Source organism: Actinoplanes subtropicus (assembly GCF_000721705.1).
Taxonomy (GTDB): domain Bacteria; phylum Actinomycetota; class Actinomycetes; order Mycobacteriales; family Micromonosporaceae; genus Actinoplanes; species Actinoplanes subtropicus.
In genome coordinates this window covers 89,855-110,725 of the sequence record NZ_JOJL01000015.1, presented here as the reverse complement: position 1 = coordinate 110,725, position 20,871 = coordinate 89,855, and the positions used below count along the sequence as shown (strand labels likewise).

Below are 20,871 nucleotides of genomic sequence, written 5' to 3'. Positions count from 1 at the left end.
ATGGACGTCAGCGAGATCAACAAGCGGGTCATCGAGCAGTTCCGGGCCGGCGGCGAGATCGACGGCATGCACCGCGAGCGGCTGCTGCTGCTCACCACGACGGGCGCCCGGAGCGGCCGTCCGCACACCACGCCGATGATGTTCCACCGCGACGGCGACGGCCGCCTGCTGGTGATCGCCTCGAACGCGGGCGCGCCGCGCGACCCGGACTGGTATCGCAATCTGGTCGCCCATCCGGAGGTGCGGGTGGAGGTCGGCGACCACGCCTACCGGGCGACCGCCACCGCGCTGACGGGCGCCGACCGTGAGCGGGCGTGGGCCGAGATCAAGGCGGCCTACCCGTTCTTCGCCGACCACGAGGCGAAGGCCGGCCGCGAGATCCCGGTCGTCGAGCTGATCCGTTCCGGGCAATTCGCTACTGATCAGTAACGAATTGCGCGGCGAATCGGTGCGGGGACTGTTGTGTGACCGGGGTTACCCGGGATGATCCGTTGATGCGCAATGAGGTGAGCGGCCGGCGGCGGGTCACGTGGATCGGGGCCGGGTATGCCGCACAGGGCTTCGGCTATGCGGCGGTGGTGACCGCGCTGCCGGCGTTCAAGTCCCGGCAGCACATCAGCGACGCGTACGTCTCAGTGATCTTGCTCTTGGTCTGTGTGGCGGCCGCCGGTGGTTCGATGCTGGCTGACAAGATCGCGGCGCGCTGGGGCAGCCGGTACGCGCTCAGCGGCGGCCTGCTCGCGGTCGCGGCCGGGCTGGGCCTGACCACGTTCTCCACGCCCACGCCGCTGTTCACCGCCATCCTCATCGGGTACGGGATCGGCCTCGGCGCCGTCGACGCCAGCCTGAGCATGCAGGGTGTCCTGGTGCAGGCCCGGCTCGGGCGCAGCGTGATGAGCCGGCTGTTCGCCGCCTACACCGCCGCCGCGATCACCGCCGCGCTCCTGATGTCCGGCAACGCGGCCTCGGGCGGGGGAGCGGCCCTCTCGGTCGGCGCCGCCGCCGTGTTCGCCGCGCTGGTCGTGGCGCTCGGCTTCGGGTCGCTCGAGCCGGCCCGGACCGTGCTGCCCGAGCACACCGGCGACGGGAAACGCCACGACGGCACCCGGCACGTGGTGTGGGTGTGCGGCGCGTTCATCTTCACCGCGTTCCTGGTCGACTCGGCGGTGAGCACCTGGAGCTCGGTGTACCTGCACGACTCGCTGCTCGCCACGGCCGCGGTGGTGCCGCTCGGCTACGCCGCGTACCAGGCGACGGTGCTGGTCTCCCGGCTGGCCGGCGACCACGTGGTGCCCCGGGTCGGGCGGGCGGTGGCCGCGATCGGCTGCCTGCTGGCCTGTGCGGCCGGGCTGGCGATCGTGGTGGCCATGCCGCTGATCGTCCCGGCGATCATCGGGTTCGCGCTCTCCGGCGTCGGGGTGGGCATCCTGGTGCCGCTGGCGTTCAGCGCGGCCGGGCACGCGGCGCCGGGCAACAGCGACGAGGTGATCGCCCGGGTCAACCTGTTCAACTACGGCGGCGCGCTGGTCGGTGCGGTGCTGCTGGGCGCGCTGTCCGAGCCGATCGGGTTGCGGACGGCGTTCCTCATCCCGGTGCTCGGCCTGGTCGCGACGCTGCCGGTGGTGCGGGCGCTGCGCCGGCTGCCGAACGAGCCGGCGGTGATCCCGGCGCCGGCGACCGCGCCGCGCTGAGCCTGTCGGAAACGGGCTGTCACAACCCCGCGGCCTGTCTTGTCAGTACTGGCAACAGGCAGCAAGCGGAGGGTGTGAGAAGCATGAAGATCGCCGTTATGGGCGGAACCGGGCTCATCGGGTCGCAGGTCGTCACGATCCTGAACGGGGCCGGGCACGAGGCCGTGCCGTACTCCCTGACCAACGGGGTCAACCTGATCACCGGGGAGGGGCTGGACACGGCGCTCAAGGGCGCCGAGGTGGTGGTCAACCTGACCAACTCGCCGACCTTCGACGACGCCTCGCCGGCGTTCTTCCGGACCAGCATGGACAACCTGCTGGCCGCCGCCGCGCGGGAGGAGGTCGGGCACGCGGTGATCCTCTCGATCGTCGGCGTCGACCAGGTGCCCGAGCTGGTCTACTACCAGGCCAAGACGTTGCAGGAGAAGATCCTCGAGGCCGGGCCGGTGCCGTACTCGATCGTCCGGGCCACCCAGTTCTTCGAGTTCGTCGACGCGGTCCTGTCCTGGACCTCGGACGAGAACACCGTGCGCCTGCCGGACACGCCGGTGCAGCCGATGGCCTCCGCGGACGTCTCCGCGGCGGTCGCCGAGGTCAGCATGGGGGAGCCGCTGAACGGCATCCGGAACGTCGGCGGGCCGGAGGTCTTCACGCTCGACGAGCTGGGCCGGGTGGCGCTGGCGGCCAAGGGCGACAAGCGTACGGTCGTGCTCGACCACACCGCCGGGATGTTCGCCGCGGTCAAGGGCGACGTGCTCATCGCGCCGCCCGGCGCGGTGCTCGCGAGCACGACGTTCCGGGAGTGGCTCGCCGCTAGAGCGAGCTGAGCTTTTCCGGGTTCATCATCCACAGCAGCTGCTCGATGCCGTCCGCCGACGCGGTCAGCGTGACGGCGCCGAGCAGCCTGCCGTCCTTGCTCATGACCGCGCCGGGCCGCCCGTTCATGGTGACGTGGCGGACCTCGACGCCCGCCCAGTACCAGCTCGAGAACGCCGCGACGAAGGTGGCGACCCGGGTCGCGCCGGCCACTATCTTGCGGGAGATCTGCCGCGCGCCGTTGCCGTCGGCGATGCTCGCCACGTCGGCGGCGAACAGCCTCTCCAGCGCGGCCAGGTCGCCGGAGCGGGCCGCCTCGAGGAAGGTGGCCAGCAGCTCGCGCTGCATCTCCTCGGAGACCGGGACCTTGCGCTCGCCGGCCACGTGCTTGCGGGCCCGGCTGACCAGTTGCCGTACGGCCGGCTCGGTCGACTGCAGGATGTCCGCGATCTGCCCGTACGGGTAGTCGAACGCCTCCCGCAGGATGTAGGCGGCGCGCTCGTTCGGGGTCAGCTTCTCCATCAGCAGGAGCACCGCGAACTCGAGCGCCTCGCCCCGCTCGGCGCCCAGGTACGGGTCGGCGCTGGTGTCCACCGGCTCGGGCAGCCACGGCCCGATGTACGTCTCCCGCCGGGCGCGGGCCGACTGCAGCTCGTTGATCGCCAGCCGGGTGGTGGTCGTGGCGAGGAACGCGCCCGGGTTCCGTACCGAATCGCGGTCGTAGCCCTGCCACCGCAGCCAGACGTCCTGCACCAGGTCCTCGGCCTCGGTCGCGCTGCCCAGCATGCGGTAGGCGATCCCGAACAGCCGCGGCCGCGCCTCGGTGAAGACCTCGGCCGCCTCGTCCAGATCCCCTGCCATGTTCCGTCTCCCTTTGGTGATCCGGGCCCTAGAAGAAGAGCGACACCAGGGCGATCAGCGGGGCGAGCCCCTGCACGGCGGCGGCGCGGAGCATGCGGCGATTCGTGGCCAGCAGCACCAGCGCCGCCGCCAGCATGCTCCCGCAGGCGGCCCCGACCAGCGCCTTGCCCGCCGGGTCGTGCAGGATCACCCCGACCACCGCGATGACCGCCAGGAACAGGTTGTAGAACCCCTGGTTGAAGGCCCACGGCCGGACCGCCGGCAGGTCCGCCTCGGCCACCCCGAAGGTCTTGTGCGCCGACGGGCGGGGGAACAGCACGCTCTCCAGCACGAAGATGTAGACGTGGATGAGGGCCGCGATCAGCGCGAAGATCAACCCGACAGCGTTCATGATCGGGCATTCTGCCGGATGGTCCCGCCCGGAGACAGTGAACCCTCAAGTCCGGCCGGTCCCGGCCGATGCACGGGCCATGATTCGCTGGTTTGGCGCCGGACAGAGCGCCCTGTCGGACCCGGCGGCGGCCGGTGCCGCCGCGGCCGAGGCGGCCTTCGCGGGGCGGGAGCCGGTCCTCGCGCTCGTGTTCTGCTCGGTCGGCTACCACGTGCCGGCCATGCTCGACGAGGTCCGCTCCCGGGTCGGCCCGGCGACGGTGATCGTCGGGTGCACCACCTCGGGCCAGATGGCGACCGGCGAGGCCGCCGGGTACGGGGTCGCGGTGGTCGCGCTGGGCGGCGAGGGCTTCTCCGCCCGCGCCCGGGTCGCCCGGGAGGTCACCCCTCGCCTGCGCGCGGCCGGCGCCGAGATCGCCGGCTGCCTGGCCGGGATCGACCGGCCGCACCGGGCCCTGCTGGTGATCTGCGACGGGCTCACCGGCAACCAGCACGAGCTGGTCCGCGGCGCGTTCTCGGTGGTCGGCGCCGCGGCCCCGCTGGTCGGCGGCTGCGCCGGCGACGACCTCACCTACGACCGCACCTATCAGTTCCACGGCGGGCGGGACGGCGTGGAGATCATGACCGACGCGGGCATCGGCATCGCACTCGGCTCGGACGCACCGCTCGGCATCGGGATCGCGCACGGCTGGCGCAAGCAGGGCGCCGCGATGGTCGTCACCAGCAGCCGGGACGGGCGGGTCTTCGAGCTCGACGGCGAGCCCGCGCTCGACGTGCTGCTGCGCCGGCTCGGCCTGGACGAGTCGGTCCTCGACGACGAGGAGACCTTCCGGGAGCGGGTGTTCCTGCACCCGCTCGGGATGTCCCGCCGCACCGGCGAGGACATCCGGGTGATCCATGGCGGCGACCGCGCGGACCGCTCGCTGCTCTGCCTGGCCGACGTGCCGCAGGGCGCGCTGACCTGGCTGATGGAGACCGACCACGACGCGCTGGTCGACGGCGCCCGCGACTCCGCTGCCCAGGCCCTCGACGGGCTCGGCGGCCAGTCGGCGATCGGCCTGCTGGCGTTCGACTGCGTGGGCCGCCGCACCGTCCTCGGCGACGACGGCCTCCGGCAGGAGATGGCCGCCATCGGCAAGGAACTGGGCGGCGTCCCGTACGGCGGCTTCTACACCAACGGCGAGATCGCCCGCGTGCGCGGCGCGCTCGGCATGCACCACTTCACGTTGGTCACGCTGGCCCTGGCCTGAGGGGGAGCGGTGAATCACTGGTCGACCCACCAGCTCACCGAATTCTTCGCCGCGGTCGGCTCGTCACGCGACGAGCGCTCGGCGACGATGGTCGCCATGGAGCGCGCCAGCGAGGTGCTGGAGGCCGAGGTCGGCGCGGTGCTGATCGACGGCCGGGTCGAGGTGGCCTGGGGCATGCCGGGCGACGACCTGGACGCCGCGCTGTCGGCCGCCGCCGAGGCCGCGACGATCGACGTGGCCGGGCTGGACGAGCTGCACGTCGCGTCCGCCCGGTTCGGCGCGGAGCACCGCGGCGACCTGTTGGTGGCTCGGGCCGGCGAGCCGCTGAGCCCGGAGGAGCGGCAGCTGCTGCAGGCCATGGCGCAGACCCTCGGCCTGGCCCTGGACAACATCACCCTGCTCAGTGCCGAACGCCGGCTGCGCGAGGAGCGTGAGCGCGAGGCCGCCGAGCGGCTGGCCCTGCTGGAGTCGCTGCGCGAGGCGCGGCACGACTCGCTGACCGGCCTGCCGACCCGGGTGCTGTTCCTGGAAAAACTCGAGGAGAAGGTACGCCTCGGCACGCCCACCACCGTGCTCTTCATCGACTTGGACCGGTTCAAGGCGGTCAACGACAGTCTCGGCCACCGCGCGGGCGACGAACTGCTCGCCGCCGTGGCCGGCCGGATCCGGCACTGCCTGCGCCCCGACGACGTCGGCGCCCGGCTCGGCGGCGACGAGTTCGCCGTGCTGCTCGACGACACGACCACCGACGACGCCGTCCCGATCGCGGAACGGCTGATCGACGCCGTCCGCCGCCCGTTCCCGATCTTCGGCCGGGACGTGTTCATCGGCGCCAGCATCGGCGTCGCCACGCACAGCGCCGCCGCCCCGGCCGACCCCGGCGACCTGCTCGGCAACGCCGACGTCGCGATGTACAGGGCGAAGAAGGAGGGCCCCGGCAAGGTCGTCGTCTTCGCCCAGCAGATGCACGCCGAGGCGCTGACCCGGCTCACCCTGACCAGCGACCTGCAGCACGCGCTCAAGCACGGCGAGTTCCACCTGCAGTACCAGCCGCTGGTCCGGCTGGCCGACGGCGCCACCGCCGGCGTCGAGGCGCTGGTCCGCTGGCGCCACCCGGACGGCCGCTACCTGGCGCCGGCCGACTTCGTCCCGATGGCCGAGGAGAACGGCCTGATCATGGAGATCGGCCGCTGGGTGCTCCGGTCGGCCGGCGCCCAGCTGGCCCGCTGGCGCCGGAGCCGGCCCGGCCTGCGGGTGAACCTCAACGTCGCGGCCCGCCAGCTGACCGACCCGTCCTTCGCCGGCGACGTGCGGCGGATGCTGGCCGAGTTCCGCCTGCCGCCCACCGCGCTCACCCTGGAGCTGACCGAGTCGGTGCTGATGAGCGACCCGGCCGCCGCGATCGCCCGCCTCACCGACCTGAAGGCGCTCGGCGTGGGCCTGGCCGTCGACGACTTCGGCACCGGCTACTCGTCGCTGTCCTACCTGCAACGCCTCCCGGTCGACGAGCTGAAGATCGACCGGGCCTTCATCGCCCACGGCTACCTCACGGCCGGTGACCTGGCCGTGCTCCGGGCGATGGTCGACCTGGCCCGCGCCCTGCGCCTGCGCACGGTGATCGAGGGCATCGAGACCGAGGCCCAGCTGGTCGCGATGCGCCGCCTGGGCTGCGACCTGGGGCAGGGCTTCCATCTGGGCCGCCCGGCCGACCCGGAGGTGCTGACCCCGGTCGCGGCCTGAACGGTGAGTAGCCCCGCGAAACGGATGTCAACCGATGTGATGACACTCGCACAGAGTGGGTACTCCCCGCCTTGCCAGGGCGTCCTAAGGTGTCGATCACGAAGGTCGCCGGCCACTGCGGCGACCCGCTCCGGGGGGATATCGGTGACCAGTTCGCTCAGTCGTGCACGTGTCCGGACCGCTCTGGGCGCGGCCGCTCTGCTGGCGTTGCCGCTGGTCGCCGGTTGTTCCGCCGTGCGCGCGGCGGGCAGCACCCGCCCGGGTGACACCTGGGTCCAGGGCTCGCCGGCGGCGACCGGCTCGGCCGCGCCCGGCCGGGAGGAGTCCGCCGACACTGCGACGGCCGCGCACCTGCTGCCCGGCATGCCGCCGCCGCTGGTCGCCGACGACCTCTACGCCGCGGACCGGCCCAACGCTCTCTCCCCGGTCGTGCGAAACGACAAGTCGCTCGTGTACGTGCCCAACCTGGACAGCAACACCGTCAGCGTGCTCGACCCGCGTACCTACAAGGTGTTGCGCACCGTCCCGGTCGGCAAGGGCCCGCAGCACGTGGTGCCGGCCTGGGACCTCAAGACGCTCTGGGTCAACGACGACACCGGCAACGCGCTGACCCCGATCAACCCGGTCACCGGCACGGTCGGCAAGTCGGTCCCGGTGGAGGACCCGTACAACCTCTATTTCACCCCGGACGGCAAGTACGCGGTGGTGATGGAGGAGCAGCGGAAGGAGATCGTCTTCCGGGACCCGCACACCATGGCGGTCAAGGACGTGCTCCCGGTCAAGTGCTCCGGCGTCAACCACGCCGACTTCTCGCCCGACGGCCGGTACTTCATCGTGACCTGCGAGTTCTCCGGCGACCTCATCAAGGTCGACACGGTCGCGCACAAGGTGATCGCCCAGCTGCGCCTGCCCGGCGAGATGCCGATGCCGCAGGACATCAAGATCTCGCCGGACGGCAAGACGTGGTACGTCGCCGACATGCAGACCAGCGGCGTCTGGATCCTCGACGGCGACAAGTTCACCACCCCGACGTTCCTGCCCACCGGCGACGGCGCGCACGGCCTCTACCCGAGCCGCGACTCGAAGTACCTGTACGTCGCCAACCGCGGCGAGGGCAGCATCTCCCTGATCAGCTTCGCCACCCGTACGGTCGTCAAGAAGTGGAAGCTGCCCGGCCGCACCAGCCCCGACATGGGCGGCGTCTCCGCCGACGGCAAGGTCCTCTGGCTCTCCGGCCGCTACAACGCCGAGGTGTACGCGATCGACACCACCACCGGGAAGCTGCTCGCCCGCATCAAGGTGGGCAAGCAGCCGCACGGCCTCTGCGTCTGGCCCCAGCCCGGCCGCTACTCCCTCGGCCACACCGGGATCCTCCGTTAACGGGAGCGGGGCAGGCAGCACTTCTTGTACTTGAGGCCGGAGCCGCACCAGCAGGCCCCGTTCCGCTCCGGCGGCCACGCGATCTGGCCGGTGCCGCCGGCGATCCGCTCGGCGTAGCCGGCCCGGATCTTCGGGTCGGTCGCGTCGCCGTCGCCGCCCGCGAACGCGGTCAGCCCGGCCACCGTCGCCGGCAGCAGGGTCAGTCCGGCCCGTCCGGTGCCGGCCAGCCGGACCAGTTCCCGCTCCAGGTGGGCCCGGTGCTCGTCCCAGTCCGCGCCGTACGCCGGGGCGAGCGCCGGCCACTTCGCCAGCGCGGCCTCGAACTCGGGCTTCGGGAAGAACAGCAGGTCGTCCCCCGGAGCCTCGGCCGCGCGGGCCGTCGCGTTGGCCAGCCGGGTCTCCAGCTTCTCGGCGAGGTTGTCGTGCTGATCGTGCTGCAGGCCGAGCGCGTGCCGCACCCGGTGCCGCTGCTGCAGCAGGAAGAAGAGCACGCCCTCCGGCTCGGCCGGCTCACCCCGCGACGCCAGCGCCGACCGCAGGGCCTCGGTCAGCCACTCCTCGGCGACCTTGAGCTGCCCGCCCGCGGCCAGCGCCGCGCTCACGTACGCGGCCGCGTCCGGATACTCGGTGAGCTGCGGCCGGAGCGGCTCGACCTCGGCCATCGCCTCGTCGGCGCGGCCGGCCCGGAACAGGATCCGCGCGCGGACCGCCTTGGCGTTCACGACGTCGCCGTCCGACCGGTCCCCGTACGCCTCGACGGCCCGCGAGGCGTACCGGAGGGCGGCGTCGAGCTTCGAGCGGCTCTCCGCGATCTCGGCGGCGAGGGTGAGCGCCTGCCCCGCGTCGTCCGGGTCGGCCAGCCGCCCGGCCTCGGCCGCTTCCGCCAGGTCGGCGGCGATGCCGAGCGGGTCGGCGGCGCCCAGGGCGGACTCCCGGATCGATTTCAGGTCGGCACTGGTCACATCGGCTTTGAGTGGCACGCCGTCACGGTACTGCGCCCGTACGCCAAATTGCTGTTGATCTGGGTCTCACCGGACCGTGGCGGCCACGGCCCGGTGCCGCCGGAGGCGGAAGCGCCACAGCCGGCCGGCGGCGACCGTGATGGCGAGGAACAGCACGTAGGTGAGGGGGGTCCAGGCGCCGCCGCTCGTGGTGGGCGTGCCGTCGGTGAAGGTGTACGTGGTGGCCGACTGCAGCCAGGTCACGCCGGACCAGACGTAGGTGCCGGTGGCGTGCGGGACGCCGGCGGTCACGCCGTCCTGGAAGGCCCGGCCGGCCTCGCTGAGGAAGAAGTTGAGCAGCAGCGGCGTGAGCGTGGCGCCGTAGGCGGCGCCGACCCACGAGGCGTGCAGCCGGTCGCCGAACTCGGCCGCCAGGTACTGCCGGGCGAGCTCGCGGCTGCCGCCGATCCGGCGCAGCGCCTCGGTGGCGCCGACGTCGCGGGCGGCCTCGATCAGGTTGGCGCGCACCTCGCGGCGGGTCGCGATGCGCTGGGCGCGGGGCAGGTCGTACAGCCGCTGGTCGAGGGACCAGACGAGGCGTTCGATGCGGAGCCGGTCGAGCATGGCGAAGATCCTTTCTAGGGGAGCGGGCGGGAGAGCACGGCGTCGACGGCGGCGATGTGCCGCGCCCACGTCTTCGTGCCCGCGGCGAGGGCGTCGCGGCCGGCCGGGGTCAGTCGGTAGTACTTGCGGGCCGGGCCGCTCGTCGACGGGACGAGCCGGGTCTCCACCCGGCCCTCCCGCTGCAGCCGGGTCAGCGCGGGGTAGACGCTGCCCTCCAGCACGTCGGCGAAGCCGGCCGCCTGGAGCCGCTGAACCACCTCGTAGCCATACGACTCGCGCTCGGCCAGCAGGTGCATCAGCAGCAGGGACAGCACCCCCTTCAGCAGTTGGGGGTCGTGTGTCTCGGTCACACTCCTATACAAAGGCAGGTACTTGAGATTGTCAAGTAGTGCCCTCGCCGGGCGCCCAGATCCTGGCGAGCAGGCCGCCGCCGTCCGCGGGCTCCAGGGTGAAGCGGCCGCCGGAGGCCTCGATCAGCACGGTGACGATGGAGAGGCCCAGGCCGGCGCCGTCGACGTTCTGGGCGTCCGGCGCGCGCCAGAACCGCTCGGTGGCCAGCGCGAGATGCGACGACGTCAGGCCCGGCCCGGTGTCCCGTACGGAGATCAGCACCCCGCCGTCGGAGGCCCCGGCGGCCACCTCGACCCGCCCGCCGGCCGGCGTGAACTTGAGGGCGTTGTCGATCAGCGCGTCCAGCGCCTGGTCGAGCCCGGTGGCGACGAAGCAGGCCGGCAGCGGCCCGGACGGCACCGCGGTGACCAGCTCGATCTTTCGCCGGTCGGCCAGCGGTTGCCACGCCTCGACGCGCTTCCGGGTCACCGCGGCGGCGTCGACGGCGATCACCGAGGGGCGACCCCGCTCGGCGCGGGCCAGCGCGAGCAAGCCGTCCAGCACGTCGGCGAAGCGATCGGTTTCGGCCAGAAGGGCGCTGTGGTCGTCCGGGTCGGTGGAGTCGCCCAGGTCCTCGATCCGCAGCCGCAGCACGGTCAGCGGGTTCCGCAGCTGATGCGAGGCGTGCGCGACGAACGACCGCTGCCGCTCCATCGACTCGGCCATCGCGTCGGCCATCTCGTTGAAGCTGGCCGACAGCCGGCGCAGTTCCGGCGGCCCCAGGCCGGGCTGCACCCGGGCCGCGCTGTCCCCGGCGGTGATCTCGTGCGCCGCCGCGTCCAGCCTGGTCACCGGCCGCAGCACCCAGCCGGCCAGCCAGTGGGCGGTGACCACGCAAGCCACCACGGCGAGCAGCCCGCCGATGCCCAGGGCCAGCCAGGAGACCACCACCGAGCGGCGGCCGTGCCCGGTGGGGGAGGCGAGCAGGATGCTGCCGAGCACCGCGCCGCCGTCGCTGACCGGCACCGCGACGATCAGCCGCTGCGACTGCCACGGCCACAGGGTCGACGGGGTGCTGACCTGCCGACCGGCGAGCGCGCCCCGGGCCACGGTGTCAAAATCGGCCACCGGGGCGCCGTAGACGCTGAGCACCTGCTGGTCCTGGTTGACCACCATGGTGGCGATCCCGTACAGGGTGTAGTAGCTGCGCAGCTCGTCCTTGAGCGACTCGAGCTCGCCGCTGCGCAGGGCCGGCGCGGCCAGCGAGGCGAACCGGGTGGCGTCGGCGAGCCGGTCGGCGGCCACCCGCTCGGTCTCCCGGTTGCTCAGCGCGATCGCGAACGGCACCTCGAGCGCGACCAGCACCATGAACAGCAGCAGCACGTAGGTGCCGACCAGCCGGTTGCGCACGGCACCTCCCCGGTAGGGTCTGTGTCGAAGTGGGAGACGGGCTGCGGCGTGGCCCAGACGACGCCTGGACCTCGCCTCGCTCCGGCCCCCACTTCGACACAGACCCTAAGCCCGCAGGCGGTAGCCGACGCCGCGGACCGTCTCCACCAGATCGGGGCGGCCGAGCTTCGCGCGCAGCGAGGCGACGTGCACCTCCAGCGTGTGCTTGCCCGACCAGGTGGTCTGCCAGACGTCGAGCAGGATGCGCTCCCGGGACAGCGCGACGCCGGGCTGCCGGGCCAGCGAGGCGAGCACGTCGAACTCCTTGCGGGTCAGCGTGACCGGCTCGTCGCCGACGTGCACGGTGCGGGCGGCGTGATCGATCCGCAGCGGGCCGATCTCGGCGACCTGCCGGGCCGGCGGCGGCTGCCGGACGCTGCGCCGCAGCAGCGCCTCGATCCGGGCCTCCAGCTCGGCCATCGAGAACGGCTTGACCACGTAGTCGTCGGCCCCCACGCGCAGGCCGGTGATCCGGTCGCGCTCCTCGCCGCGGGCGGTGACCGCGATGATGCCGACCTGATCGTTGCGGGCCCGCAGCGCGCGGCACACGTCCAGCCCGTCGCCGTCGGGCAGGTTCATGTCGAGCAGCACCAGGTCGCACGGGGCGGCCTCGAGCGCCGCAGTGGCGGTCGCGGCGTGCTCGACCTCGTAGCCGCGGCGCTGCAGCATCGAGACCATGACCGCGCTGACCCGGCGGTCGTCCTCCACCAGCAGTATCCGCACGCGGCGAATTTACTTCATTCCCTCCCTGGCCCGGGCCAGCAGTTGCACGAGGTGGGTGCCGGGCACGCCGGCGAGATCCGCCGACTGGGTCCGGCAGGAGAACCCGTCGGCGAGGAAGACGTCCCCGGGTTCCGACCGCCGCAGCGCCGGCAGCAGTTGCTGCTCGGCGACCCGCACCGACACCTCGTAGTGCCCGCGCTCGACCCCGAAGTTGCCGGCCAGCCCGCAGCACCCGCCGAGCCGCACCACCTCGGCGCCGGCCGCCTTCAGCAGCTTGGCGTCGGCCTCCCAGCCCATCACCGCGTGGTGGTGGCAGTGCGGCTGGGCGATCACCGTCCGGCCGGCGAGCGACGGCGGCGTCCAGCCCTCGGTGCGGGCCAGCAACTCGGCGACGGTCACGGTCGCGGCGCTGACCTGGCGCGCCCCTTCGCCGTCGAGCAGTTCCGGCAGATCACCGCGGAGCACGCCGGTGCACGACGGCTCGAGCCCGACGATCGGGATTCCGCTCGCGGCCGCCTCGCTCAACTCGTCGACGGTCCGGCCGAGGATCCGCTTCGCCGCGTCCAGCTGCCCGGTCGAGATCCAGGTCAGCCCGCAGCACGCCGCCTTGCTGGTGATCCGGGGCGCGTACCCGGCGTCGGTGAGCAGCTCGACGGCGGCCTTCGCGATCTCCGGATCGAAGTGATCGGTGAAGCTGTCCACGAAAAGAATGACCGGTTTGCCGGTTTCCGCGGCGCGATCGCCGAACCACTGGCGAAATGTCTGACTCGCGAACTTCGGAATCCCCCGGCGGGAGTCGACACCAGCCGCAAAGAGGGCAAAACGGCGAAGCCCTGGCAAGCTGACCGTGAGATTGGCGAGACGCGGCATCTTGGCCGCCAACCGCGACCACCGAGGCAGCCACCCGAGCGAGTAGTGCGATCGCGGCCGCACCCGCCGCTTGTAGCTCTGATGCAGCACCTCGGCCTTGTAGGCCGCCATGTCGATCCCGGTCGGGCAGTCGCTCGCGCATCCCTTGCAGGACAAACAAAGATCGAGAGCATCGTGTACGGCCTCCGCCCGCCAGCCGGGCGCAAGATCACCGTCGAGCATCTCCTGCAGCACCCGCGCCCGGCCCCGGGTCGAGTCCTTCTCGTTCCTGGTCGCGAGGTAGGACGGGCACATCACGCCGCCGAGCACGGAGGTATCGGCCCGGCACTTGCCGACCCCGGTGCACCGGTGCACGGCTTGGTTGAAGTCCCCGTGATCGGCGTGGTACGCCAGCGCCAGCTTCGTACGCACCGGCCGGGCCTGGGCCACCCGGATGTTCGCGTCGACCGGGTCGGGGTCGACGATGGTGCCCGGGTTGAGCAGGTTGCCCGGGTCGAAGGTGCCCTTGATCTCCCGGAACAGGCCGATCGCGGCCGGCGAATACATCCGGCTCAGCAGCTCGCTGCGGGCCCGGCCGTCGCCGTGCTCGCCGGAGAGCGACCCGCCGTAGCTCACCACCAGATCGGCGGCGTCCTCGAGGAACGCCCGGAACTTCCCGGTGCCGCCGGGCTTGTCGAGCGGGAAGTCGAGCCGGACGTGCACACACCCGTCGCCGAGATGCCCGTACGGCATGTTGCTCAGCCCGTGCTGCACGCAGAGCGCGTCGAAGTCCCGCAGGTACGCCCCGATCTTCGCGGGCGGGACGGCCGCGTCCTCCCAGCCGCCGTGCGCGGGGAGCCCCGAGGGCGCCCGCCCGGCGAGCCCTGCCCCGTCCTCACGGATACGCCACAGCGGCGCCGCCTGAACCGGGTCTTCGACGATCAGGGTGTCGACCGCCCCCGCCGATGCCACGAGCCGCGAAGCCTGTTCCCGGGCCTCGCCCAGATCGTCCCCGGCGATCTCGACCATCAGCCACGCCTGCCCGCCCGGCAGCGGAGGCACCGCCCCCGGCCCGCGGCGAGCGCGCACGATGTCGCAGATCCGTGAGTCGATGCCCTCGCAGGCGGTCGGCTTGAACTCCAGGATTTCCGGCACCGCGTCGCCGGCGGTGCCGAAGTCCGGATAGCCCAGCACCACCAGTATCCGATATTTCGGATCTGCGACGAGACGGACGGTCGCCTCGGTGACCACCGCGAGCGTGCCCTCGCTGCCGACCAGGAATTCGGTGAGATTGAAGCCGTGCTCCGGCAGCAGATGCTCGACCGCGTAGCCGGAGACCTGTCGCCCGAATCGCCCGAATTCGGTGCGCCCGACCGCAAGATTTCGGCCGATCACGTCCTGCAACGTACTGGTGATCTTCTCCGCGCCGTCGGTGACCGTGCCGCGCGCGACCAGCCGCGAGCCGTCGATCGTGAGCGCGCTCCACCCCACCACATTGTCCGAGGTGCGCCCGTAGCCCAGCGTCCGCGACCCGCACGAGTTGTTCCCGATCATCCCGCCGATCGTGCACCGGGTGTGCGTCGACGGGTCGGGCCCGAACCGCAGCCCGTGTGGCTTGGCGGCCGCCTGCAGCACGGCCTGCACCGTGCCGGCCTGCACCCGCGCCGTGCGGCTCGCCGGGTCCACCTCGAGGACGCTGCCCAGATGGCGGCTGAAATCGAGCACCACGCCCGGGCCGATCGCGTTGCCGGCCACCGACGTCCCGGCCCCGCGAGCGGTGACCGGCACACCGAGCTCGCGGCACACCGACAGCGCCGCGGCCACCTCGTCATCCGCCCGGGGCCGCACCACCGCCTGCGGCACGATGCGGTAGAGCGAGGCATCGGACGCATACATCGAGCGGTTGGTCGCATCATCGAGCACGTCGGCGATCCCCGCCCCGCGCAGCCGGCGCACCAGCTCACTCGCCTCACTCATGTGCCTGACCTTTCCATCACCGCACGCCCTGCCCATCACCTCCCCGGACGCTACCCAGGGGGTGGGACAGTTTTGCCCGGCGGTTGCGATGATCGGCCACGATGGGGGCGTGGCCGAACCGGTGACCTGGTACTCCAACAATGCGGATCGCTTCCACACCTTGCGCACCAGCGGCGGCCCGCTGGTCGGGATCTTCCTGCTTCCGGTGGTCATCGCGACCTGCGCCGGGTCCGGCAAGGGGACGCTCCCGGTTCTCCTGCTGCTCAGCACGCTGCCGCTGCTCGCGATCCTGGCCGCGCTCGGCGAGTTCCTGCGCGACCGGCGGAAAGTGGTCGAGATGCGGCTCGGCGGCGGCGAGCTGACCGTGGTGCGGGCGAACGGCTCGACCCACACGTACGCCCGCGGGGAAGTCGAGAAGATCGAGGTGACCCGGCACGATCGGGCCGGCGGGGCGGCCTGGATCACCATGCGGATCGAGCTTCCCGGCCGGGTCGAGCGCACCCGGGTCGGCCCGGCGCGGCTGCCGGACCGCTGGGACGAGGAGGTCACCGTCGCCGAGATCGCGGTGACGGTCAAGGCGAAGTCGCACGCCTCCGACTAGGGTTTGATCGAGCGGTAGTAGCGGGCCGCGCCCGGGTGCAGCGGCACCGGGAGGGTGGCGATCGCCGACCGGATGTCCAGCCGTTCCGCCGCCGGGTGCGCCGCGGCCAGCACCTCGCGGCGCTCCAGCAGCAGCCGGGTCAGGTCGAAGGCCAGGTCGTCGTCCATCGACGAGCGGACGACCAGCAGGTTGGGCACGGCCACGGTGGCGACGGCCGGCATCTGGTACGCGGACAGCGGGACGTCCCGGACGACGTACACGTCGCTGTAGGTCTTGCGCAGGTCGCCGGCCCACTTGGAGAGGTCGACCAGGCGCGTCGGGACCTTCGCGCTGAGCTCCTTGATCCCGGCGACCGGCAGCCCGCCGGAGAAGAAGAACGCGTCGATCTGGCGGGCGGTCAGCGCCGCGACCGAGTCGTCCAGGCTGAGCTGGCGCTCGTCGAGGCCGTTCATCCGGGCCACGGTCAGCAGCCGGCGCACCGTCACCACCGTGCCCGAGCCCTGGGCGCCGACCGACACCTTCTTTCCTTCAAGATCTTCGAGGGTACGGATCGTCCCGTCGCCCCGCACGACGAGGTGCAGGAGGTCGTCGTACACCCGGGCCAGCGCGACCATCGACGGCGCGGAATCGCCCCCGGAGACCAGGACGTCCGCCTGGGTGAACCCGACCTCGGCCCGGCCCGACGCGACGAGCTGCACATTCTCCGCGGACGCGGCGGTGACCAGCACGCTGGCGTCGGTGTTCGGCAGGTCCTGATCGATGATCCGGGCCAGCGCCGTGCCCAGCGCGTAGTAGACCGCGTTGCGGCTGCCGGTGGCTATCCGGACGACGCGATGCCGTGGCGGCCGCCCCACGCAACCGGCAAGCGTCATGGCGGCCAGTCCGGTCAGGAAGCCGCGTCGTCTCACCGGCGCAAGTTTCCCTCAAGTCCGCGCCGCCGGTGTACCCGCCGAACGGCCCGATCGGTCACGGTAACGGGATGAACCAGGATCCGGCCCGGGACATCGTGCCGGCCGCCGCGCTGCCGACGGCCTTCGAGGCGGCCTGCCTCGTCCGCTGCGGGTTCGCCCAGGGACGCCCGCCCGCCGTGATCGAGTTCGACCGGGGGGACGCCGCCGGCCGCCTGACTTCGTTGCTCACCCGCCTCGGCGTTGCGGCGGCGCACGAGGTGCAAACGGGGGGCGGCCGGCGGCGGTACGACCTGCAGCGGGTGCACGTGCCGGAGGCGAAGCGGGCGGCCACCGAGCGGATGATCGCGGCGGCCTGGCGGCAGGGCCGGCAGGCACTGCTCGGCAACGAGACGCTCGGCGCCTCGTCCCCCCGGCACACCCTGCGGGTGACCCTCGCGCACGCCGCCTGGCGCGCGGCGATGCTGGCCGGCGGCCGCCGCAAGCGCGGCGACCTGATGTCGGTCCGGCTGAGCGAGCAGGAGATGGCCGCCGTCCTGGTCCGCGCGGCCCGCCTGCTCGACGTCGCCACCGAGGTGTCCCGCCGGCCCGGCTGCTTCATGGTCGCCGTCCCCGCCGGGGTGCTGTCGGCCGCCTGACGTATCCCGCCCGGGCCCGCGGCCTCTGCAGGATATGGACATCAACGGAATCGAGCCGGTCGGCGGGCCGGTCTGGGTGGCCTGGCGCGAGGGCACGCTCACCCGGGCCAAGGAACTCGAGGCGCTGGCCGGCTGGTGCCGCTCGCAGAACCCGCGCGATCAGGTCCTCGCCGCCGCGATCCAGGCCCATCTGGACGCGGCCCGGCAGGCGGCGACGACCCGGCGGCGGGTCTTCCGCACCGGGCCGCTGATGGAGCGCTCGGCCGGCAACCTGGCCGCGGCCGAGGCGCACATCCTCAACACCGCGCCGGCCGACTACGTGCTCGGGCAGATGCCCAGCCTGCTGCGCGACATCCAGGCCCACCTGCCGGCCACCGATCCGGGCCGGCGCGAGTTCGAGCGGATCGCGCACCGGGTCGGCAACGGCCTGGAGACCACCGCGGCCGCCGACGACGAACTGGCGGGTTGGCTGAAGGTCATCGACCAGGACCGCGGCAAGATAGTCACGGCGGTGCGGGCGGCCAGCGCGGCGGCCCTGCGTGAGCGGATCCGGCTGCGCAGCTTCCGCAACATCGTGATGGGCACGGCGATCGTGATGACCCTGCTGGCGGTCGGTGTGGCGCTGCTGGGGTTCGCCGACCGGTCGCTGATCCCGCTCTGCTTCGCCCCCGAGGAGTCCGGCACGGCGGTCGTGGTCTGCCCGACCGCGCAATCCGACCGGTTCACCCCATCCCAGGACGGCGGCGCCCCTTCGTCGAACGCCCCGCGCCAGGACATCGACAACGTGGTGGCGGCCACCGCCGAGCCCGGCGACCTGCTGATCGTCGAACTGGTCGGCCTCGCCGCCGCCACCGTCGCGGGCGCGGCCGCCATCCGCCGCATCCGCGGCTCGTCCGAGCGTTACGGCCTGCCGGTCGCCCTCGCCGCCCTGAAGCTGCCGACCGGCGCGATCACCGCGTTCCTCGGTTTGCTGCTGATGCGCGGCCAGTTCGTGCCGGGCCTCAGCGCGCTGGACACCTCGGCCCAGATCCTGGCGTGGGCGCTGGTCTTCGGCTACGCCCAGCAGCTGTTCACCAGGTTGGTTGACCAGCAGGGCCAGACAGTGCTCAACAGTATCCGGGTGCCGGACAAACCGCCCGCCTAGAAGTCGGACGAATCCGGTAGACCGGAAGCAACACTGGCAAACGGGCCGGACTCCTATCGTGAGGAACATGGTGGCCCTCGGACAGCGCATGCGGTCGATGAGCATGCGCAGCAACCTTCTGGCGGCGGCGGCGACCGGACTGGTCGTCGCGGTCGTCGTCGGGATCGTCGGCATCCTGCGCATGAACGTCATCGCCGACCGGGCCGACGCGATCTACCGGAAATCGCTGGTTCCGCTCAGTGCCGTGCAGGAGATCGAGCAGATCATCTGGCACGCGCGGTGGGCGTCGCTGTCCGGCACCACCACCGACGACGCGGCCAAGGCCAAGGCCTACAACGACCAGGCGGCCGAGCTGATGGACCAGGCGACCGCGGGGATCTCCGGGTACGGCCAACTCCAGGTGACCGCGGCCGAGAAGACGGCGATGGCCCAGATCCAGGCCTCCTGGGAGCAGTACCTGGCGTACCGCCAGCAGGCGGTCGCCCTGAAGAAGGCCGGGAAGACGGCCGAGTGGAACGCGTTCCGCGTCGAGAAGCTGAATCCGACGATCGCGCAGGCCGTCGGCTACATCGGCGACCTGAAGAAGACCTCGCAGGCGTCGGCCGCCGCCGCGTCGGCCGCCGCTCAGCGGGCCGCCGGCAACGCCCGTACGACGATCACCGGCACCCTGCTGCTCGGCATCCTGCTGGCCGGGGTGATCGCGCTGCTCTCCGCCCGCCTCCTGACCCGGCGGCTGTCCTCGCTGGCCGAGATGATGTCCGCGATGGCGTCGGGCGACCTGCGCGCCCGGCCGGCCGACCCGGGCGCCGACGAGATCGGCCGGATGTCCCGCTCGGCCGGCGAGGCGGTCGACCACATGCGGTCGGCGATGCAGACCTTGGCCGACGCCAGCTCCGGGCTGGCCCAGCGCTCCGAGGACATGCAGGGTGCCAGCCGCAGCCTGGCCGGCAGCGTCGAACAGGCCTCCGGCCGGATCGGCTCGATCGACCAGGCGGCCGAGGCGGTCACCGCCGGCGTGCAGGCGGTCGCCGGCGGCGCCGAGCAGATGGGCGCCGCGATCCGGGAGATCGCGGTCAGCGCGAGCGAGGCCGCGAAGGTCGCCTCCAGCGCGGTCGACACCGCCGCCGAGGCCGAGAAGCTGATGACCAAACTGGACGCGTCCTCGGCCGAGGTGGACAGCGTGGTCAAGACGATCACCGCGATCGCCGAGCAGACCAACCTGCTGGCGCTCAACGCCACCATCGAGGCGGCCCGGGCGGGGGAGACCGGCAAGGGCTTCGCGGTGGTGGCAGGCGAGGTGAAGGACCTGGCCCAGGAGACCGCGAAGGCGACCGAGGAGATCAGCCGCCGGATCGAGGCGATCCAGCGCGACGCCAAGGAGGCGGTCGACTCGATCTCCGGGATCGGCCAGATCATCGGGACCATCAACGACTTCCAGAACACCATCGCCTCGGCCGTCGAGCAGCAGAGCGCCACCACCCAGGGAATGACCGACGACCTGGCCCGCGCGGCCGGCGGCACCGCCGACATCAGCACCCAGCTGGCCGATGTCGTGCAGGTCACCGCCAGCACCCGGGAGGCCGCCGACGCCACCGAGAACGCGGCCACCGACCTGTCCCGGATCTCCACCCAGCTGCAGCACGTCATCGCGACATTTCGCTACTAGCTGGGGCCAACTTCAAATTCCGTTACCGTACGGGCCCGGACAAGTACCCGCGTTTCAAGGCGGCCTCGCTGCCGTCCCGGCGCCGGACCCGCCCGCATCCGGGCTGTGCCGCAACTCGGGCTGGCCGGCCCGGGCGGTGGGTCACCCTCGCTGCCGCCGCTCCCGGCCGTTGGTTGACCGGTCCGGCCAGACTGGCGGGATGACCGATGCGGTGGCGGCCGGCGGCGTCATCTGCGGGACGCTGCTGGGCCTGGCCGTGCTCGCCGTCCTCTGGGGACGCCGGGTCCGCCGCCGGCAGTGGGAGCGGGTTCAGAGCTGGGCGCAGCAGCACGGGTGGGCGGCCATGGAGCGGCCGCCGGTGGACTGGTGGCGGCGGCTGCCGGGGGCGAATCCGCGCGGTATCACGTTCATGCTTTCCGGGGCGGTACGGGAAAGGCCGGTGCACGTCGCGGCGTATGAGGTGACCGATGTGTCCTTCGACGCGCAAGGGGGCACCACCTCGAACACCAATCACTACACGGTGGTGGTGACCTCGCTGACGCGGCCGCTGCCGGAGGTGACGGTCGAGCCGCGGCGCGGGCTGGCCAAGCTCAAGAACAAGGTGGCCGGGCCGGGGAGCGCCGGCAGTGGGGATCCGGCGTTCGACCGCGACTTCCGGATTCGCACGAACGCCCCGCACGCGGTCGCGCAGTGGTGCACGCCCGAGGTGCGGGCCGCGCACGCCACCGGCCACGTCCTGCTGCCGTGGAGCGTACGGGGCCGGGAGCTGCTGCACTTCACCCGCGGCGCGGTGGAGCTGACCAGCGTGATCTCGTATGCGTCGTCGCTGGTCTGGCTCGCGGAAGTGGTCGACTCCGGCGGTGCCAGGGAGAGATAGTGCCTCCCACCGCCGC

At 72.4% G+C, this 20,871-nt stretch carries 20 protein-coding genes; 11 read left to right on the top strand and 9 right to left on the bottom strand.

Annotation, left to right across the window (positions count from 1 at the left end; all coding sequences use genetic code 11):
* From IH26_RS0121595 to IH26_RS0121585, 3 genes are all read left to right on the top strand, one after another.
* Entirely contained in the window at positions 1 to 429 is a 429-nt protein-coding gene (locus IH26_RS0121595; RefSeq protein ID WP_030438039.1) for a nitroreductase/quinone reductase family protein, read from the top strand.
* A 65-nt stretch (positions 430 to 494) separates the two neighbouring features.
* Positions 495 to 1,691, top strand: a complete 1,197-nt coding sequence (locus tag IH26_RS0121590) for an MFS transporter (RefSeq protein WP_034215803.1) — start codon at positions 495 to 497, stop codon at positions 1,689 to 1,691.
* A gap of 83 nt (positions 1,692 to 1,774) precedes the next feature.
* Positions 1,775 to 2,518, top strand: coding sequence for an SDR family oxidoreductase (locus tag IH26_RS0121585; RefSeq protein WP_030438037.1), 744 nt, complete (start codon positions 1,775 to 1,777; stop codon positions 2,516 to 2,518).
* Here IH26_RS0121585 and IH26_RS0121580 read toward each other — a convergent pair.
* Both IH26_RS0121580 and IH26_RS0121575 read right to left on the bottom strand, forming a co-directional pair.
* Positions 2,505 to 3,368: an RNA polymerase sigma-70 factor gene (locus IH26_RS0121580; RefSeq protein WP_030438036.1), complete on the bottom strand. Its 864-nt coding sequence runs from the start codon at positions 3,366 to 3,368 to the stop codon at positions 2,505 to 2,507. The two genes, IH26_RS0121585 and IH26_RS0121580, sit on opposite strands and share 14 nt — an antisense overlap.
* A gap of 28 nt (positions 3,369 to 3,396) precedes the next feature.
* Positions 3,397 to 3,759 (bottom strand): DUF1304 domain-containing protein, encoded by a 363-nt coding sequence (locus IH26_RS0121575; RefSeq protein WP_030438035.1) that lies wholly within the window; start codon positions 3,757 to 3,759, stop codon positions 3,397 to 3,399.
* Between the two features lie 79 nt (positions 3,760 to 3,838).
* Here IH26_RS0121575 and IH26_RS0121570 point away from each other — a divergent pair, with 79 nt between their 5' ends.
* The 3 genes from IH26_RS0121570 to IH26_RS0121560 all read left to right on the top strand — a co-directional run bounded on the left by IH26_RS0121570 (position 3,839) and on the right by IH26_RS0121560 (position 8,128).
* The gene (locus IH26_RS0121570; RefSeq protein ID WP_030438034.1) at positions 3,839 to 5,008 is read left to right on the top strand and encodes an FIST signal transduction protein; all 1,170 of its coding nucleotides are present in this window, start codon (positions 3,839 to 3,841) and stop codon (positions 5,006 to 5,008) included.
* A gap of 9 nt (positions 5,009 to 5,017) precedes the next feature.
* On the top strand, positions 5,018 to 6,748 hold the full coding sequence (locus IH26_RS0121565) for a putative bifunctional diguanylate cyclase/phosphodiesterase (protein WP_030438033.1): 1,731 nt from the start codon (positions 5,018 to 5,020) through the stop codon (positions 6,746 to 6,748).
* Between the two features lie 144 nt (positions 6,749 to 6,892).
* On the top strand, positions 6,893 to 8,128 hold the full coding sequence (locus IH26_RS0121560) for a YncE family protein (RefSeq protein WP_030438032.1): 1,236 nt from the start codon (positions 6,893 to 6,895) through the stop codon (positions 8,126 to 8,128).
* Here IH26_RS0121560 and IH26_RS0121555 read toward each other — a convergent pair.
* The 6 genes from IH26_RS0121555 to IH26_RS0121530 all read right to left on the bottom strand — a co-directional run bounded on the left by IH26_RS0121555 (position 8,125) and on the right by IH26_RS0121530 (position 15,021).
* Complete coding sequence (locus tag IH26_RS0121555; protein ID WP_030438031.1) at positions 8,125 to 9,108, bottom strand: SEC-C domain-containing protein; 984 nt, start codon at positions 9,106 to 9,108, stop codon at positions 8,125 to 8,127. The two genes, IH26_RS0121560 and IH26_RS0121555, sit on opposite strands and share 4 nt — an antisense overlap.
* A 48-nt stretch (positions 9,109 to 9,156) precedes the next feature.
* Positions 9,157 to 9,693, bottom strand: coding sequence for a hypothetical protein (locus IH26_RS0121550; protein WP_030438030.1), 537 nt, complete (start codon positions 9,691 to 9,693; stop codon positions 9,157 to 9,159).
* Positions 9,694 to 9,707: 14 nt separating this feature from the next.
* On the bottom strand, positions 9,708 to 10,043 hold the full coding sequence (locus tag IH26_RS0121545) for a PadR family transcriptional regulator (protein WP_211268723.1): 336 nt from the start codon (positions 10,041 to 10,043) through the stop codon (positions 9,708 to 9,710).
* A 31-nt stretch (positions 10,044 to 10,074) separates the two neighbouring features.
* Complete coding sequence (locus tag IH26_RS0121540; RefSeq protein ID WP_030438028.1) at positions 10,075 to 11,433, bottom strand: sensor histidine kinase; 1,359 nt, start codon at positions 11,431 to 11,433, stop codon at positions 10,075 to 10,077.
* Between the two features lie 105 nt (positions 11,434 to 11,538).
* Entirely contained in the window at positions 11,539 to 12,195 is a 657-nt protein-coding gene (locus tag IH26_RS0121535) for a response regulator transcription factor (RefSeq protein WP_030438027.1), read from the bottom strand.
* 9 nt (positions 12,196 to 12,204) lie between these two features.
* Entirely contained in the window at positions 12,205 to 15,021 is a 2,817-nt protein-coding gene (locus tag IH26_RS0121530) for an FAD-binding and (Fe-S)-binding domain-containing protein (RefSeq protein WP_030438026.1), read from the bottom strand.
* 109 nt (positions 15,022 to 15,130) lie between these two features.
* On the opposite strand from IH26_RS0121530, the gene IH26_RS0121525 reads away from it, so the two are divergent.
* Positions 15,131 to 15,622: a hypothetical protein gene (locus tag IH26_RS0121525; protein WP_157437304.1), complete on the top strand. Its 492-nt coding sequence runs from the start codon at positions 15,131 to 15,133 to the stop codon at positions 15,620 to 15,622.
* Here IH26_RS0121525 and IH26_RS0121520 read toward each other — a convergent pair.
* Positions 15,619 to 16,530 (bottom strand): TAXI family TRAP transporter solute-binding subunit, encoded by a 912-nt coding sequence (locus IH26_RS0121520; protein WP_030438024.1) that lies wholly within the window; start codon positions 16,528 to 16,530, stop codon positions 15,619 to 15,621. The two genes, IH26_RS0121525 and IH26_RS0121520, sit on opposite strands and share 4 nt — an antisense overlap.
* A gap of 71 nt (positions 16,531 to 16,601) precedes the next feature.
* Between IH26_RS0121520 and IH26_RS0121515 the strand changes: the two genes are divergently transcribed.
* The 4 genes from IH26_RS0121515 (at position 16,602) to IH26_RS0121500 (ending at position 20,855) form a co-directional block, all read left to right on the top strand.
* Positions 16,602 to 17,168, top strand: coding sequence for a hypothetical protein (locus IH26_RS0121515; protein ID WP_051808369.1), 567 nt, complete (start codon positions 16,602 to 16,604; stop codon positions 17,166 to 17,168).
* A 34-nt stretch (positions 17,169 to 17,202) separates the two neighbouring features.
* Positions 17,203 to 18,312, top strand: a complete 1,110-nt coding sequence (locus IH26_RS0121510) for a hypothetical protein (RefSeq protein WP_051808368.1) — start codon at positions 17,203 to 17,205, stop codon at positions 18,310 to 18,312.
* A 67-nt stretch (positions 18,313 to 18,379) separates the two neighbouring features.
* Positions 18,380 to 19,978 (top strand): methyl-accepting chemotaxis protein, encoded by a 1,599-nt coding sequence (locus tag IH26_RS0121505; RefSeq protein WP_030438021.1) that lies wholly within the window; start codon positions 18,380 to 18,382, stop codon positions 19,976 to 19,978.
* 199 nt (positions 19,979 to 20,177) lie between these two features.
* Positions 20,178 to 20,855 (top strand): hypothetical protein, encoded by a 678-nt coding sequence (locus tag IH26_RS0121500; RefSeq protein WP_030438020.1) that lies wholly within the window; start codon positions 20,178 to 20,180, stop codon positions 20,853 to 20,855.
* The last annotated feature ends 16 nt before the right edge of the window (positions 20,856 to 20,871 follow it).

Excerpts from the sequence above, each read along its gene's own strand:
- IH26_RS0121570 (WP_030438034.1), top strand. The coding sequence starts at position 3,839 with ATGATTCGCTGGTTTGGCGCCGGACAGAGCGCCCTGTCGGACCCGGCG.
- IH26_RS0121515 (WP_051808369.1), top strand. The coding sequence starts at position 16,602 with ATGAACCAGGATCCGGCCCGGGACATCGTGCCGGCCGCCGCGCTGCCG.
- IH26_RS0121595 (WP_030438039.1), top strand. The coding sequence starts at position 1 with ATGGACGTCAGCGAGATCAACAAGCGGGTCATCGAGCAGTTCCGGGCC.
- IH26_RS0121590 (WP_034215803.1), top strand. The coding sequence starts at position 495 with ATGCGCAATGAGGTGAGCGGCCGGCGGCGGGTCACGTGGATCGGGGCC.
- IH26_RS0121500 (WP_030438020.1), top strand. The coding sequence starts at position 20,178 with ATGACCGATGCGGTGGCGGCCGGCGGCGTCATCTGCGGGACGCTGCTG.
- IH26_RS0121530 (WP_030438026.1), bottom strand. The coding sequence starts at position 15,021 with ATGAGTGAGGCGAGTGAGCTGGTGCGCCGGCTGCGCGGGGCGGGGATC.
- IH26_RS0121580 (WP_030438036.1), bottom strand. The coding sequence starts at position 3,368 with ATGGCAGGGGATCTGGACGAGGCGGCCGAGGTCTTCACCGAGGCGCGG.
- IH26_RS0121505 (WP_030438021.1), top strand. The coding sequence starts at position 18,380 with ATGGTGGCCCTCGGACAGCGCATGCGGTCGATGAGCATGCGCAGCAAC.
- IH26_RS0121550 (WP_030438030.1), bottom strand. The coding sequence starts at position 9,693 with ATGCTCGACCGGCTCCGCATCGAACGCCTCGTCTGGTCCCTCGACCAG.
- IH26_RS0121585 (WP_030438037.1), top strand. The coding sequence starts at position 1,775 with ATGAAGATCGCCGTTATGGGCGGAACCGGGCTCATCGGGTCGCAGGTC.
- IH26_RS0121510 (WP_051808368.1), top strand. The coding sequence starts at position 17,203 with ATGGACATCAACGGAATCGAGCCGGTCGGCGGGCCGGTCTGGGTGGCC.
- IH26_RS0121575 (WP_030438035.1), bottom strand. The coding sequence starts at position 3,759 with ATGAACGCTGTCGGGTTGATCTTCGCGCTGATCGCGGCCCTCATCCAC.